General features: G+C 68.4%; 15 protein-coding genes. 7 read left to right on the top strand and 8 right to left on the bottom strand.

Features of this window, described 5'->3' with window-relative positions:
- Positions 1-76: 76 nt before the first annotated feature.
- The 4 genes from C3481_RS03635 to C3481_RS03620 are packed head-to-tail and all read right to left on the bottom strand — an operon-like array spanning position 77 to position 4500.
- Positions 77-1927 carry a ubiquinol-cytochrome c reductase cytochrome b subunit gene (locus C3481_RS03635; RefSeq protein ID WP_071918291.1) on the bottom strand — a complete coding sequence of 617 codons (1851 nt, stop codon included), beginning with the start codon at positions 1925-1927 and terminating at the stop codon, positions 77-79.
- Positions 1924-3000 carry a ubiquinol-cytochrome c reductase iron-sulfur subunit gene (locus C3481_RS03630; RefSeq protein WP_023951508.1) on the bottom strand — a complete coding sequence of 359 codons (1077 nt, stop codon included), beginning with the start codon at positions 2998-3000 and terminating at the stop codon, positions 1924-1926. The genes C3481_RS03635 and C3481_RS03630 overlap by 4 nt, the downstream gene beginning before the upstream one ends.
- A 36-nt stretch (positions 3001-3036) precedes the next feature.
- Positions 3037-3837 (bottom strand): c-type cytochrome, encoded by an 801-nt coding sequence (locus C3481_RS03625; RefSeq protein WP_103840824.1) that lies wholly within the window; start codon positions 3835-3837, stop codon positions 3037-3039.
- Between the two features lie 18 nt (positions 3838-3855).
- Complete coding sequence (locus C3481_RS03620) at positions 3856-4500, bottom strand: heme-copper oxidase subunit III (RefSeq protein ID WP_023951505.1); 645 nt, start codon at positions 4498-4500, stop codon at positions 3856-3858.
- 121 nt (positions 4501-4621) lie between these two features.
- Between C3481_RS03620 and trpD the strand changes: the two genes are divergently transcribed.
- From trpD to C3481_RS03605, 3 genes are all read left to right on the top strand, one after another.
- Positions 4622-5671 (top strand): anthranilate phosphoribosyltransferase, encoded by a 1050-nt coding sequence (trpD, locus tag C3481_RS03615; RefSeq protein WP_023951503.1) that lies wholly within the window; start codon positions 4622-4624, stop codon positions 5669-5671.
- 93 nt (positions 5672-5764) lie between these two features.
- The gene (locus C3481_RS03610; protein WP_071919392.1) at positions 5765-6256 is read left to right on the top strand and encodes an aromatic ring-opening dioxygenase LigA; all 492 of its coding nucleotides are present in this window, start codon (positions 5765-5767) and stop codon (positions 6254-6256) included.
- Positions 6257-6305: 49 nt separating this feature from the next.
- Entirely contained in the window at positions 6306-7304 is a 999-nt protein-coding gene (locus C3481_RS03605) for a PHP domain-containing protein (RefSeq protein ID WP_103840822.1), read from the top strand.
- Positions 7305-7319: 15 nt separating this feature from the next.
- Here the strand turns inward: C3481_RS03605 and C3481_RS03600 are convergent, their stop codons facing one another.
- The 3 genes from C3481_RS03600 to C3481_RS03590 all read right to left on the bottom strand — a co-directional run bounded on the left by C3481_RS03600 (position 7320) and on the right by C3481_RS03590 (position 9428).
- Entirely contained in the window at positions 7320-8237 is a 918-nt protein-coding gene (locus C3481_RS03600) for a 5'-3' exonuclease (protein ID WP_103840820.1), read from the bottom strand.
- A 46-nt stretch (positions 8238-8283) separates the two neighbouring features.
- Entirely contained in the window at positions 8284-8742 is a 459-nt protein-coding gene (locus C3481_RS03595) for a hypothetical protein (RefSeq protein WP_103840818.1), read from the bottom strand.
- Between the two features lie 233 nt (positions 8743-8975).
- On the bottom strand, positions 8976-9428 hold the full coding sequence (locus C3481_RS03590; protein ID WP_103840814.1) for a hypothetical protein: 453 nt from the start codon (positions 9426-9428) through the stop codon (positions 8976-8978).
- Between the two features lie 94 nt (positions 9429-9522).
- On the opposite strand from C3481_RS03590, the gene C3481_RS03585 reads away from it, so the two are divergent.
- From C3481_RS03585 to C3481_RS03570, 4 genes are all read left to right on the top strand, one after another.
- Positions 9523-10035 carry a YchJ family metal-binding protein gene (locus C3481_RS03585; protein WP_308457269.1) on the top strand — a complete coding sequence of 171 codons (513 nt, stop codon included), beginning with the start codon at positions 9523-9525 and terminating at the stop codon, positions 10033-10035.
- Positions 10036-10262: 227 nt separating this feature from the next.
- On the top strand, positions 10263-11720 hold the full coding sequence (gene rpsA / locus C3481_RS03580; RefSeq protein ID WP_023951490.1) for a 30S ribosomal protein S1: 1458 nt from the start codon (positions 10263-10265) through the stop codon (positions 11718-11720).
- Positions 11721-11844: 124 nt separating this feature from the next.
- Positions 11845-13521, top strand: coding sequence for a cell wall metabolism sensor histidine kinase WalK (locus C3481_RS03575; protein ID WP_103840812.1), 1677 nt, complete (start codon positions 11845-11847; stop codon positions 13519-13521).
- Positions 13518-14681 (top strand): diguanylate cyclase domain-containing protein, encoded by a 1164-nt coding sequence (locus C3481_RS03570; protein WP_103840810.1) that lies wholly within the window; start codon positions 13518-13520, stop codon positions 14679-14681. Before C3481_RS03575 ends, C3481_RS03570 begins: the two co-directional genes overlap by 4 nt.
- 18 nt (positions 14682-14699) lie before the next feature.
- Here C3481_RS03570 and C3481_RS03565 read toward each other — a convergent pair whose 3' ends face one another.
- Entirely contained in the window at positions 14700-15428 is a 729-nt protein-coding gene (locus C3481_RS03565) for a response regulator transcription factor (RefSeq protein ID WP_103840808.1), read from the bottom strand.
- Positions 15429-15469 lie beyond the last annotated feature (41 nt).

Raw genomic sequence — 15469 nt, 5'->3', positions numbered from 1 at the left:
TCACGCTACGCAGACAGAACAACGGCGGGGTGCGACCGATCGGTCACACCCCGCCGTAATCCGGACAGGTCCGTTGTCAGCTCTTCTTGGGCGACTCTCCGCCGTCGGCATCCTCGTCGGGGACGATGATGTTCGAGGGGCGGTTGGCCGTCTCTACACCCTTGCCTTCGTCGATTGGCTGGTGCGGAGCGTTCGGCACGCCGGCGCGCTCGTGGGCGCCCTGGATCTCGGCGTCCTCTTCCTCAGCGATGTGCTCGAGGTCGTGGTGGGCGTGTGCACGGGCAGCCTCGATCTCGGCCTGCGTGAGCGGTGCGAGGCGGTCCTCGAAGAACCAGCGCGAGAGCCCGGCACGCAGGTTCTCGTGCCACGGGATCTGGCCCTTGTCGTTCGGACGCACAACCAGGGGAGCGTTCGTGGTGTAGTCGACCAGCTTGACGAGCTCGTACTCGTCGACAGGCTGGTGCACCTCGATGTACTCGCCACCGGGCAGGCGCACGATGCGACCCGACTCGTAACCGTGCAGAGCGATCTCGCGGTCCTTCTTCTGGAGCGCGATGCAGATGCGCTTCGTGACGAAGTACGCGATGACCGGCCCGAGGATCAGGAGCGCCTGCAGCGTGTGGATCACGCCCTCCATCGTCAGATGGAAGTGGGTCGCGATGATGTCGGACGAAGCAGCAGCCCACAGCACGGCGTAGAAGGTCACACCGGCGGCACCGATCGCGGTGCGCGTGGCCGCGTTGCGAGGACGCTCCGCGATGTGGTGCTCACGCTTGTCGCCGGTGACCCACGCCTCGATGAAGGGGTAGAGCATGACGATGACGATGAACAGACCGAGTCCGACCAGCGGAACCAGGATGTTGAACGACCAGGTGCGGTCGAACAGGACGAACTCCCAGTGCGGCGGGACGAGGCGCAGCGCGCCGTCGGCGAAGCCGATGTACCAGTCGGGCTGCGTACCAGCCGACACGGGGGAGGGGTCGTACGGGCCGTAGTTCCAGATCGGGTTGATCGTGAACAGCGCGGCGATGAGCACGAGGACGCCGAAGGTGATGAAGAAGAAGCCACCCATCTTCGACATGTAGACCGGCATCATCGGGTAGCCCACGACGTTGTTGTTCGTCCGGGCGGGCCCGGCGAACTGCGTGTGCTTGTTCACGATCATGAGCATGAGGTGCAGGGCGAGGAGCGCGACCAGGATCGCCGGCAGCAGCAGGATGTGCAGCGCGTACAGGCGCCCGACGATCTCGGTGCCCGGGAACTCTCCGCCGAACAGCAGGAACGACGTCCAGGTGCCGATCAGCGGGATGCCCTTGATCATGCCGTCGATGATGCGCAGACCGTTGCCCGACAGAACGTCGTCAGGGAGCGAGTAGCCGGTGAAGCCCTCCGCCATCGCGAGGATGAAGAGGATGAAGCCGATCACCCAGTTGAGCTCGCGCGGCTTGCGGAACGCGCCGGTGAAGAACACGCGCAGCATGTGCACGCCGATTCCGGCGACGAACACGAGCGCGGCCCAGTGGTGGAGCTGGCGCACGAGCAGGCCGCCGCGGATGTCGAACGAGATCTCGAGGGTCGACGCCATGGCGGCCGACATCTCGAGGCCGCGCATCGGCGCGTAGGCGCCGTAGTAGTGCGTCTCAGCCATCGACGCCTCGAAGAAGAACGTCAGGAACGTTCCCGAGAGCAGGACGACGACGAACGACCACAGCGCGATCTCGCCGAGCATGAACGACCAGTGGTCGGGGAAGATCTTCCGGCCCAGCTCCTTGACGAGGCCCGAGATGCTCGTGCGCTCGTCGAGGTAGTTCGCGACGCCGCCGACGAACTTGCCGCCGAGCGGCTTGTCCGAGGGACGCGCAGGGCCGTCAGCGTGAACCGCGGGCGCGGTCGTGACGTTCTCCGTGGGGTGGGTGGAGGTGCTCAATGACGCTCCCAGAAGCTCGGGCCGACGGGTTCGGTGAAGTCGCTGCGTGCGATCAGGTAGCCCTCGTCGTCGACGGTGATCGGGAGCTGGGGCAGCGGACGTGCTGCGGGGCCGAAGATGACGGCGGCCGCGTTGGTGACGTCGAACTGCGACTGATGGCACGGGCACAGCAGGTGGTGGGTCTGCTGCTCGTAGAGGGCGACGGGGCATCCGACGTGCGTGCACACCTTGGAGTACGCGACGATGCCGTCGTACGACCAGTCCTTGCGGTCATCCGCCTCGTTCAGCTGCTCGGGGAGCAGACGCATGAGGAGGACGATGGCCTTGGCCTTCTCCTCGAGGTAGCCGTCGTGGTGCGCGAGCGTCGCGAGGGACTCGGGGATGACGTGCACAGCGGAGCCGAGCGTGAGGTCGGCGGCGCGGATGGGCTTGCCGGTCGGGTCGTGCGCCAGGCGCATGCCCTCTTCCCACATCGTGTGCTTGAGCAGGTGCACCGGGTCACCCGCGTGCGGGTGCTCGGGCGAGCTGTGCGGCGCGAGGCCGCGGAACAGCGTGATGCCGGGCAGGACGGATGCCGCGAGTGCGACGAAGAGCGAGTTGCGCACCATCGTGCGGCGGCCGAAGCCGGACTCGTTGTTCGCGTCGGCGAACACCTGCACTGCTGCGGCACGGGTCTTCTCACTGCCGCGCGTCGAGTGACGCTCCTCGATGAACTCGGTGTCGTTCATCACGGCCTTCGACCAGTGGATCGCGCCGATACCGATGGCGAGGAGAGCCGTGGCGATGCCGAGACCGATGAACAGGTTGTTCCGGCGGATGTCGCTGATCAGCCCGCTCTCGATCGGGAAGAGCAGGTACGCCGCGATGGCCCAGATGCTCGCCGCGGCGGACAGGTAGAAGAGGGTGTACACGGTGCGGACCGCGCGCGTCATGGCCGCGGGGTCCTTGTCGGTCATGCGCTTGCGGTGAGGTGCGAGCCCGGGGTTGTGCACCGGGTCGGACACCGCTACGGCGAGCCCCGATGAGGGCACCGGGGAAGCAGGAACCTGCTCGGGCGCCTTCTCGTCAGCCATTTTGCTCCTTGTGCGTTGCTTCGATCGTCACGGTTCTCAGTTCGACTTCGCGGTGATCCACACCGAGATAGCGACGAGCGAGCCGATGCCGAAGATCCAGATGAACAGACCCTCCGAGACGGGGCCGAGCGAACCGAGCGAGAATCCGCCGGGCGAGTTCTCGGTCGGGCGCATCATCAGGTAGCTGATGATGTCGCGCTTCTCCTCGGTGGTGAGGGTCATGTCGTTGAAGACGGGCATGTTCTGCGGGCCCGTGACCATGGCGGCGTACATGTGCAGCGGCGAGGTGGTCGTCAGCGGCGGGGCGTACTTGCCCTCCGTGAGCGCACCGCCGGCGCCGGCGACGTTGTGGCACATCGCGCAGTTGATGCGGAAGAGCTCGGCACCGTGCGAGACGTCGCCTTCGCCGTCGAGCACCTCGGACTCGGGGTAGGTCGGGCCGGGGGCCTCGGACTGCACCCAGGCGGCCATCGCCTCGATCTGCTCCTGCGTGAACTGCACGGGCTTCTGCGGAGCCTGGGGGCCCTGCATCTGAAGCGGCATGCGGCCGGTGGCGACCTGGAACTCGACCGACAGCTCGCCCACGCCGTAGAGCGAGGGGCCGTCGTTCGTGCCCTGCAGGTCGAGGCCGTGGCAGGTGGCGCAGTTGGCCTGGAACAGCTTCTTGCCGTCCTCGACCGTGAGCGTGGATGTCGTCTGCGTCGCGTCTCCCGCGGCCATCGCGGCGGTGGCGCCGGCGTAGCCTCCGCCGGTGACGAGCAGTCCGATGCCGATCAGTGCGGCGGCAGCCCACTTGCTGCGACGTCCGCCGTTGCGGCGCGGGTTCTTGGATGCCATGGGTGAATCAGCTCCGGGTTACTTCAGGAAGTAGATGACGGCGAACAGGACGAGCCACACCACGTCGACGAAGTGCCAGTAGTACGACACGACGATGGCGGACGTCATCTCTTTCCGGCCGAAGTTCTTGACGGCGAAGGCGCGCCCGATGACGAGGAGGAACGCCACGAGACCACCGGTGACGTGGAGGGCGTGGAAGCCGGTGGTGATGTAGAAGGCTGACGCGTAGGAGTCGGCCTGGATGGGCATGCCCTCCGCGACGAGGGTGGCGTACTCCCACACCTGGCCGGAGACGAAGATCGCGCCCATGAGGAAGGTCAGGAAGAACCACTCCACCATTCCCCACTTGCGGAGGTTCCAGATGGAGCCCGAGCGGTAGGGGCGGAAGTGTTCGGCGTTGTGGACACCGATCTGCGCCGTCACCGACGACAACACGAGGATGAGGGTGTTGACCGCGGCGAACGGGATGTTCAGCAGTTCGGTGCGGTCGGCCCACAGCTCGGGAGAGGTGTTGCGCAGAGTGAAGTAGATCGCGAAGAGGCCCGCGAAGAACATCACCTCGCTGCCGAGCCACACGATGGTGCCCACAGCGACCGGGTCCGGCCGCTTGACCGAGCGCAGGGCCTGGGAATACGTCGCTGGAGTGGTCGTCACGGCATCCATTATGGCCGATCTGCAGGGTGGTTTCTGCATCGCTGAAGGTCTGATCGGATCGCGTCGCGGTTAGGGGTGCCTAAGAATGAGCTCAAAGTCGCCCGGCAAGTGGCCGATAGGATCGTGTGTCATGGCTCAGCACGCGTGGCGCGACATCCTGACCGATCTTCTCGAGAAGCGGGATCTCAGCGTGTCGGCGGCGACGTGGGCCATGCGCGAGGTGATGGCCGGCCGGGCATCCGATGCTCAGCTCGGAGGCTTCCTGGTGGCGCTGCGCGCGAAGGGCGAGACGGTCGACGAGATCGTGGGGTTCCGCGACGCGATCCTCGAGGCCGCCCTGCCGCTCGCGGTCCCCACCGACGCGCTCGATATCGTCGGCACCGGAGGCGACCGCTTCGGCACGGTGAACGTCTCGACGATGGCGTCGATCGTCGCGGCGGCCACCGGCGTGCCCGTCGTCAAGCACGGCAACAAAGCCGCGAGCTCGAAGTCCGGCTCGTCGGACGTGCTCGGCGCGCTCGGCATCGACCTGTCGCTCGACCCCGACCATGTCGCACGCGTGCTGGAGGAGGCGGGGATCACCTTCGCCTTCGCTTCGGCCTTCCACCCCGGCTTCCGTCACGCCGGGGCGGCGCGCGCGGAGCTCGGCATCCCCACCGTCTTCAACTTCCTCGGGCCGCTCTGCAACCCGGCTCGCGCTGAGGCGAACGCCGTGGGCGTCGCGCACCTCGACCGGGTGCCGCTCATCACGGGCGTCTTCCGAACGCGCGGTGCGACTGCCCTGGTCTTCCGTGGCGACGACGGCCTCGACGAGCTGACCACGACGGGGCACAGCCGGATCTGGGAGGTCAGTCTCGGCGACATCCACGAGCACGATCTGGACCCGCGCGATCTCGGCCTGCCCCTCGCGCGCATCGAGGATCTGATCGGCGGTGAGCCGCAGCACAACGCCGCGGTCGTCCGGCGCGTGCTCGACGGGGAGAGTGGCCCGGTGCGCGACATCGTCGTTCTGAACGCGGCGGCGGGAATCGTGGCCTACCGGCTGTGGCGGGATGCCGCTCAGGTGCAGCGTCCGATTCTCGAGCGACTGGCCGAGGCCTCCGAGGCCGCGGTGCGGGCCATCGATTCGGGGGATGCGTCGAAGACCCTCGAGCGGTGGATCGCGGCCTCCGCGAGCTGAGGTCAGACCACATCCTTTATTCACGGCACCGTGTGGGCGGCGCCGTGAGGCCGGGTGAATAGCGTGAGGCGCAACGCACCCGAGGAGGAACTGATGTCCCACACCACCCCCACCGCCGATACGGTGGAGGCCCCCGTCCGCCGTACCGGTCTCGTGAAGCTCCTAGGCATCCTGGGGATGCTCGGCGGAGTCGTCCTGATCATTGGCGGAATCGTCGTCTGGTCGATCGTGTCGGGGCAGCTGCGCGCCGAGAACATCACCGTCCCCGACGACGCCGCTGCTTTCCAGGGGCAGACCGTCGCCGGGCCCTTCACCGCCTACGTGCAGGCGGACATCATCCAGCATCACGCGCTCGACGCCTCCGGCGGCAAGACCTATGCCGAGTTGGACAAGGACGACCCCGTCCGCGCGACGATGATGAACGCCTCGTTCCTTCGCGCATCTCTGTTCACCTCCGTGGTCTCGTTCGGCGTCGCCGCCTTCGCGATGGGCGTCGGTATCCTGTCGATCATCTTCGGCTTCGCGGTACACCGCCTGGCCTCGGCCCCGGTGGTCGTCCGCCGTACGGCGGTCACCTCCGGCTGAACGGGGAGGACGCAGGGTCCGTGCTCCGGCACGGGCCCCAGACACGCTCATGGATCCCATCGACGCCTTGACCGAGATCGCCGAGCTGCTCGAGCGCGAGCGTTCGTCGAAGTACAAATCCAAGGCGTTCCGAGCTGCGGCCGACGCGATCCGGAGCCTGTCCGACGATCAGCTCGACGACACCACCGCGCTGCGCCGCCGCCCCGGCATCGGCGAACGGACCCTCGCGGTCATCGTCGAGGCGCGGGCAGGCGGCGTGCCGGCCTACCTCGCGGATCTGCGCGAACGGCGGGGTGTCGTCGTCGCCGGCGAGCTGCGCCGCCGGCTGCGGGGCGACCTGCACTGCCACTCGGACTGGTCCGATGGCTCCACCCCGATCGCCGAGATGGTGGCCGCGGCGCGCACCCTCGGGCACGAGTACCTCGCCCTGACGGATCACTCGCCTCGCCTGCGCGTGGCCCGCGGCCTGTCGCCGGGACGCCTGCGCGACCAGCTCGACGTCGTCGCCGGGATGAGCGGCGACGGGTTCACGCTGCTCAGCGGCATCGAAGTCGACATCCTCGACGACGGCTCCCTCGATCAGGAGGACGCCCTGCTGAGGCGACTCGACATCGTCGTCGCCTCGGCGCACTCGAAGCTGCGGATGGCCCGGGGCGCGATGACCCGGCGGCTGGTGGCGGCGGCATCCGATCCTCGCGTCGACGTGCTCGGTCATGTGACCGGCAGGCTCGTCGAAGGGGAGCGCGGCACGCGGCCGCAATCGGAGTTCGATCCCGAACCCGTCTTCGACGCGTGCGCCGAGCATGGCGTGGCCGTCGAGATCAACTCCCGGCCGGAGCGGCAGGATCCGCCCGACGATCTCATCGAGCAGGCGATCGCCGCCGGCTGCCTCTTCTCGATCGACTCGGATGCGCATGCGCCGGGGCAGCTGTCGCTCATCGACTACGGGGCCGAGCGCGCGGAGCGGCTGGGCGTCCCCGCCGACCGCATCGTCACGACCTGGTCGCTCGACCGGCTGCGGGAGTGGGCCGGTCGTCCCCGCTCCTGAAAGGGCGTGGAGGGGTCAGGCGCGGCTGCGCAGCGCGGATGCCGCGCGTGCGAGCGAGCCGCCCAGCCCGCGGCGCTCGGCGACCTCTGCGACGGCGTCGGGATCGGCGGCACGGATGCGGCTGTCGACAGCGCCGAGGTCCAGGTCGCGCACGACCCGGACGACCTGAGGCGCCACCGCGAGATAGTCGGCCGCCGCGGCCAGCTTCGCCCGCACGCCGGCCGTCATGCCCTCGCCCCGTCCGGCAGCTGCCAGGATGCCGGCGAGGTCGCCGTGAGCGGCCAGCAGGGTCGCCGCTGTCTTCTCGCCCACCCCCGCGACGCCGGGAAGCCCGTCGGAGGCGTCGCCGCGCATCGTCGCGAAGTCGGCGTACTGTTCGGGGCGCACGGCGTACTTCGCCAGCACGCTCTCTCCGGTCAGCACGTCGAGGTTGCTCATCCCGCGTCCGGTGTAGACGACCCGGACGCCCTGGTCGTCGTCGACCAGCTGGATGAGGTCGCGGTCGCCGGTGACGACGTCGACGGGCATGGTCGCCCGCGTGGCGAGGGTGCCGATGACATCGTCGGCCTCGTGGTGAGGCGCGCCCACGACCGGGATGCCGAGCACGCCGAGGCTCTCGCGGATCGTGGGGATCTGCGCCTCGAGCGGGTCGGGCACGACCTCAACATCGGGGCCGGACTCGACCGCCTCCGCGACGCGATGCGTCTTGTAGGTCGGGATCAGGTCGACCCGCCATTGCGGGCGCCAGTCGTCGTCCCAGCAGGCGATCAGGTGGGTCGGCTCGTAGGCCGCCACGAGCTTCGCGATCATGTCGAGGAAACCGCGGGCCGCGTTGACGGGCCGGCCATCGGAATCCTTCACGGTGTCGGGCACGCCGTAGAACGCGCGGAAGTAGAGGGATGCGCTGTCGAGCAGCATGAGGCGGTCGCTCATCGCATCATCCTGGCACGGGATGCCCGCCTCGCAGCATCCTGCCGCTTCAGCACCCGGGGCCCGACGGCGGCTCGTTGCAGGCGCGGTCGACGAGCGTCCCACGAGCCTCCAGCACCTCGATCGGATACCCCGCGGTCGGAATGTCGAGGAGACCCGCGACCGGTCGCCATCCGCGGCCGAGATCGACCTCCGCTCGATAGCGCACCGTGGCGGTCGCGACGAAGCTGCCGCGCGAGCGGTAGACGTGGCTCGCAGGCGTCCGAGCGTTGCCCGCGACGCTGAGAGTCGATCCGTCGCCGGGCGCGATGACGATGTCTTCCGCCGAGAAGCGAACGGTCACCGGAAGCTCGAAGAGGGTTCCGGTGGCGATGTGCTGCGGTGCCGCGATCTCGAAGTCCACGGGAAGCCCGGCAACGGCGAAGCCGGCCGGCTGGCTGCTGAGCGCAGCGGGTTGCGGAGCGAAGGATGCGACGTCGGCGATCGTCGCCTGCGGCAGGAGCGACACCGTGAAGTCGTCGCATCGGTTGAGTGCTCCGCAGTCTCGCGGCGGGCCTGGCTGAGGTACACGAGGATCGCTGCCCGAGTCGGACGGCGCAGTGCCAGGCCGCTCAACAGTTGCTCCCACGTGTACTTCACTTCGACTTGTGCTCGCTGACCAGCTGCCGATTGTGCCGCGGGGTGGTTCGTCCGGGGGCGTGGCGATGCCGGTCAAACTCACGATGATCAAGACGAAGGACGTCAGTCGCACGTCGGCCCCTCGAGGGTGCTGACAACATCGATCAGCAGCGCGCCAGTGTCGAGCTGTGGGTCCCTTTCGGCCGTCACCAGCATCGCTTGTATTGGTTCGCGATCAGGGGGAACCATGCTCTCGCCGTCGGCATTGGTGAGAGTTACGGACGAGACGTCGATGCAGACGTAAAGCTCCGCGACATCGCCGTCAACAGAGTGAGGGACGACCTCTTTCACCTCCGTCCGCCCGCTCATCGTGACTCCGGATGCGTTGTAGCCGCTGAGAGCCTTTCGATCAGACTCGAGTATCTCGCCGGTGGTGAGGGCGTAGACGGGCTCGAAGGTCGACGGGTCGGCGAGGTCGACAGCGTTGAGGGCTTCGACGTAGGCGCGGTAGGTCTCCTCGGCGGCGGCGAAAGCGGCGGCGTCGCTGTCGGCGGGGGAGGCGGTCGTCGTGGTCATCGGTGCGGCAGGCGGCGACGCGGGGGAGCCGCATCCGCTCGTCAGAAGGAGAGCGGCGACGAGAGCGGCAACAGCATGACGGCGTCGGACGAACATGTCCCGAACGTACCGAGGCTCGCCGGGCGGGCGTGCGAACTGTCCACAGGGGCGGTCTCGTAGCCTTGAGGCATGCGGAACCGGGGTGGACATGTCGTTCGGTGAAGCGGCGCTGAGACGGCGGCCGGCTGCCACAGACCCCTGCCCTTGCGGCGGCGGGTCGTTCGGGTCGTGCTGCGGCCCCGTTCTCGACGGTCGGGCGGCGCAGACCGCGGAACAGCTGATGCGTTCGCGCTACACCGCGTTCGCCGTCCGCGACGGCGCCCACCTGGCGCGCACCTGGCATCCCGTGACGCGCCCGGACGACATCGAGTCGGACGGGCCCGAGCAATGGACCGGGCTCACGGTCGTCCGCGCGGCCGGCGGCCCCGACGACACCGAGGGCACCGTCGAGTTCACGGCGCGGTGGCGCTCCGGCACGGACTCGGGAGAACTCCACGAGGTCAGCCGGTTCACGCGGATACGCGGTCGGTGGCTCTACGTCGGCGGCGTCGTCGATCCCTCGCGCTGACCGTCGACCAGAGCCTCGGGTCGGATGTCGCCGGGAGCCGGAGATGCGCTGGGGACTGGAATCGCGCGGGCGCGCTCTGATACTCTGGATCGTCACTCGTGTGGCCTTGTCGCCATGCGTTCACGACGCATCATCCACAACCATCCGCCGCGGTCGAGCCCGTCATCGTCGAGATGACGCCCGGATCCGCGGCCCGACACCCTGACCCAACAAGGACAACCCACTACATGACTAACGCAACGACCGCCCCGGCCACCAAGCAGGTCGCTATCAACGACATCGGATCTGCTGAGGACTTCCTGGCCGCGGTCGAGAAGACTCTGAAGTTCTTCAACGACGGTGACCTCATCGAAGGCACCGTGGTGAAGATCGACCGCGACGAGGTCCTCCTCGACGTCGGCTACAAGACCGAGGGCGTCATCCCCTCGCGCGAGCTTTCCATCAAGCACGACGTCGACCCCAACGAGGTCGTCAAGGTCGGCGACGAGGTCGAAGCCCTCGTTCTCCAGAAGGAGGACAAGGAAGGCCGCCTCATCCTCTCCAAGAAGCGTGCGCAGTACGAGCGCGCTTGGGGTGACGTCGAGAAGATCAAGGAGAACGACGGTGTCGTCACCGGCTCCGTGATCGAGGTCGTCAAGGGCGGTCTGATCGTCGACATCGGCCTGCGCGGCTTCCTGCCGGCATCGCTCATCGAGCTGCGTCGCGTCCGCGACCTCACGCCGTACCTCGGCCAGGAGATCGAGGCCAAGATCCTCGAGCTCGACAAGAACCGCAACAACGTCGTGCTCTCGCGCCGCGCCCTGCTCGAGCAGACGCAGTCCGAGTCGCGCACCACGTTCCTCAACAACCTGCACAAGGGCCAGGTTCGCAAGGGCGTCGTCTCGTCGATCGTCAACTTCGGTGCGTTCGTCGACCTCGGCGGCGTGGACGGCCTCGTGCACGTCTCCGAGCTCTCGTGGAAGCACATCGAGCACGCCTCCGAGGTCGTCGAGGTGGGCCAGGAGGTCACCGTCGAGATCCTCGAGGTCGACCTCGACCGCGAGCGCGTCTCGCTGTCGCTGAAGGCGACGCAGGAGGACCCGTGGCAGGTCTTCGCCCGCACCCACGCGATCGGCCAGGTCGCTCCGGGCAAGGTCACCAAGCTCGTTCCGTTCGGTGCGTTCGTGCGCGTCGCAGACGGCATCGAGGGCCTCGTGCACATCTCCGAGCTGTCGGGCAAGCACGTCGAGCTCGCCGAGCAGGTCGTGTCGGTCGGCGAAGAGGTCTTCGTCAAGATCATCGACATCGACCTCGAGCGTCGCCGCATCTCGCTGTCGCTCAAGCAGGCGAACGAGTCGGTCGACCCCTACGGCACCGAGTTCGACCCGGCCCTCTACGGCATGGTCACCGAGTACGACGAGAACGGGGAGTACAAGTACCCCGAGGGCTTCGACCCGGAGACCAACCAGTGGAAGGAAGGCTTCGACGAGCAGCGTCTTGCCTGGGAGGCCGAGTACGCGGCAGCTCAGGGTCGCTGGGAGGCTCACAAGGCCGCCGTCGTCAAGGCTCTCGAGGCCGAGGCTGCGGCTCCCGCCGACAACGGCTCGTCGTTCTCGTCGGACGTCCAGTCCGCGAGCACCGGCGGTGGCACCCTTGCCGACGACGAGGCTCTCGCCGCTCTGCGCGAGAAGCTGTCGGGCCGCTGAGTTCACACTGACACGACGGAAGGGTCGGAGCCTCGTGCTCCGGCCCTTCCGCCGTTTCGTGCGCAGTCGGGATCATCAGCCCGCCGCGTGCCCGGGCTGCTCCGGGACGCGATAGTTTCAGATCATGGAGACGGACACGCCGCAGCGCACGCGGGCGACATATGTTCTCCCCGCGCCCCCGCGATGGGTCGATGTCGTCCTCGGCGACGGCGACCGCACGCGATCGGCGATGCTCAATCAGATCGTCACCACGTCTGTGGTGCTGGTCGTCGCGATCGCCGGTCTCGTCATCGGATTCCGCGGTGACACCGCTCTCTTCTTCCTCGCGGTCACCGCCGTGTTCATGCTCACCGGCGCCGCGATCATCGTCCCCTGGGGTCACCTCCGGCCGCTGTGGCTCGCGATGATCCCACTCGGCGACGTCGCGGCGATCGGGGTCATGCGGGTCGCCGAACCGACCGGGGGATTCGGGCTGCTGTGGGTGTTCCCCGTGATCTGGCTCGCCGCCGGGTTCGGCACCGTCGGCTGGATCGGGGGCATCGTCCTCGCTCTGACCGCGTACGGACTGACGGAGGCCGTCATCCATGCGTCGCCGTCCTCGTTCGGGTTTCTTCTGCTGCCGCTGCTGCTGATCGCGGTGAGCACCTCCACGTATCTCAGCAGCAGGCGGGCCGCTGCTCAGCGTCTCCTCCTCGACCGTCAGGCGACGGTGCTGACGCAATCCCTCGAGCGAGCTCGCCGGCACGAGCAGGTGCTCACGGAGGCTCTCGACCGCGTGGACTTCGGCGTTGCGCGCATCGAAACGGACGGCTCGGCCTCGATCATCAACGATGCGCACGCCCGGCTGCAACGGGGATCCCGCACGAGCGGACAGCCCGACGTGTATGCGGCGGACGGCTCGACGCCCCTCGACCCGCAGGATCATCCGCTCGCCCGAGTGCGCCGTGGCGAGGCGTTCACCGACGCGCGCATCCAGGTCGGACGCGACGATGACCGCCGCGTCCTGAGCGTGTCGGCACGGCGCATCATCGAGCCGGACGGACGCGACTCCGGAGCCGTCGTCGTCACGCGTGACGTCACCGCCGAGACCGACGCGCTGCGAGAACGGGACGCATTGGTCTCGTCGGTGTCGCACGAGCTGCGCACGCCCCTCACCTCGATCCTCGGGTACCTCGAACTCGCGATCGACACTCCCGGGGTGCCCGAGGCGGCGCTCGAGAACCTGCGCGTGGCCGACCGGAATGCGGATCAGCTGCTGCGTCTCGTGGGCGACGTGCTCGCTGCGTCGAGCCAGCACAAGTCCGCTGCCCAGCTGACGGTGTCTCCGGCCGACATCGATCTCGTCGAGATCGTCAACGCCGCGGTGGAGTCCATCCTCGTCAGCGCGGGCGAGCGCGGGATCACGATCGATGTGTCCCGCGTCGAACCCGCCCGCGCGTACGCCGACCCGGTCCGCATCCGTCAGGTGCTCGACAACCTGCTCTCCAACGCTGTGAAGTACAACCGCCCGCGCGGACGCGTGTCAGTGGCGACCTCGGTGGGCGATCAGTGGGCGCTCATCGCAGTCCAGGATTCGGGTGTGGGCCTCAACGAGGAGGACCTCGGTTCGGTGTTCCAGCGCTACTACCGTGGAGCCGCTGTGCGGGACTCCACCGTCACCGGAAACGGACTCGGGCTCGCCATCAGCCGCGACATCGTCCGCAGGCACGGCGGCGACATCACGGTGAGCAGCGTCCTGGGGGTGGGGTCGACGTTCTCGGTGACGCTTCCGGCCCGTCGACCGGGGGCGGCGCCGTCATGATCGACCAGTTCTCCGTATCCGTGATCACCGCGATCGTGGTCTTGGCGTGCGCGGTGCTCTTCGTCTTCGACACGCTGGTGCGGCGTCCCGAGCAGAGCGGCCGCTTCTGGGCGGTCGGGTTCCTCTGCGCCGTGCTGACGACGATGTTCTATGTCGTGTGGGCCAGCGCTCCTGAGACCGCGTGGGCCGTCGTGTGCGGCAACACGGCTTCGGTGGTGGGCACGGGGCTCATGTGGCTCGGATGCCGTGCCTACAATCGGCGGACGGTACGCGGGGCCGGCGTGCTGGTGGCGGTCGCCGGCATCGTCGCCGCGATCGCCGCGTCCGTCGAGTTCGCACTGGGCGGCGACGACTGGTCCGGCTCCCTCGTGATGTTCGCCGCCCTGAGCGCCGCCGCGGCCGCTGCCTCGGTGGAGTGCTTCCGCGGCGCGCTCGGGGCATCCCGCACGGCGCTCCCGCTGGGTCTCGTGTTCGGTGTGCAGGCCGCGTTCTATCTCGCGCGCATCCTCGTCGTGTCGATGTTCGGCTACGGCGAGACGTTTCAGCTGTGGGTGGGCTCTGTGCCGACCAGCATCCTCACCGTCGTCCTCTCCATCACGGCAGTCGTGAGTGCGTCCGTGCTGCGTGCCGGCCGGGCCGGTGTCCGCGGCTCCGATTCGCCGGAGGGGCGGGATGCCGGCCTCGGCGAGATCGTCTCGGTCGCCGGCTTCCGCCGCGCTGTCGCCGTGAGCGTCCAACGCGCGCGAGCCCGGCGGGAGCTGATGGCGGTCTGGGTGATCGAGCTCGACGGGCTCGAATACATCGCGACGGCTTTCGGCCTCGATGTCGGCGACGAGGTCGTGCAGACGTGGCGCGACACCATGACGACCAACGCGCCGACGCTCGCTGTCGTCGGCGAGGTCGGCTCCGAGCGGATCGGCGTCGTCACGGTCGTGAGCTCGGCGGCCGACGCGCGGCGACAGGCCATGGCGCTGTACCGCTCGCTTTTCGAGGCGCTCGCATCGGTCGAGGGGGGAGTGCTGCCCGCGATCGGGATCGGAGTCGCCCTGAGCGACGTCGTGGGCTACGACGGGGACGCTCTCATCGAGGTCGCCGCGACGACGGCGACCCGCGCGTCATCCGGGGTGGCGTCGGCCGTGCTTCTCGCGGAGCCTTCCTGATCGCGTGAACGGGTCGGCTCAGGAAGGCGCGAGGCGATAACCGATGCCCTGGTCCGAGAGGATCAGCGTGGAGGCGGCCGCGGCGGCGAGCGTCTGCCGCAGCGACTCGACGCTGCGCTCTACCGCCCGGACCTCATCGGCATCGGGGGCATCGGCGCGCGAGCGGGAGCGCAGGGAGAGGGCGAGCTCGTGCTTCGTCCGTGTGCGCCCATGCGCGACGACCAGGTCGCGCAGCACCGCCGATTCGGTGGGCGCGAGGTCGACGGGTGCGCCGGCGACGCGGAATCCGCCTTCGTCGACGGAGAGGTCACCGTAAGCGGACCCGGCCGGCGCGAACGTCGCCAGCCCGGCAGGGACGATGTCGTCGACGGGCGCCTCGTCGCGGCGCCGTCGAGACGGAATCGCGGCGAGGCGTGCCTTGAGGTCTCGCGGGCGGAAGGGCTTGCCGAGGTACTCGTCGCCACCGGCTGCTCGCCCTCGTTCCGCATCGCCGGGCTCGACGAACGCCGAGATGAAGATGATGTAGGTGTCGCTGAACGCGCGGACGCGGCGCGCGACCTCGAACCCGTCGATCCCCGGGATGTTGACGTCGAGCGTCGTGACGTCGGGGGCGACGGTTCGGATCAGCTCGACCGCGTCGAGCCCGTTCTCGGTGGCGTGCACGGTGAACCCGCTCGACTCGAGGATCGCCGAAAGCAGGCTGCGGATGTCGGCCTGGTCTTCGACGATGACGGCGGTACGTTCCACGGTGATCCCACCTTCTGCGGGTTGTCAGGGTTCCATCGTAT

This window comes from Microbacterium sp. Ru50 (assembly GCF_002920555.1).
Lineage (GTDB): Bacteria > Actinomycetota > Actinomycetes > Actinomycetales > Microbacteriaceae > Microbacterium > Microbacterium arborescens.
Note: the sequence above shows the minus strand (reverse complement) of the source record. Positions and strands in the feature narration are given on the sequence as shown.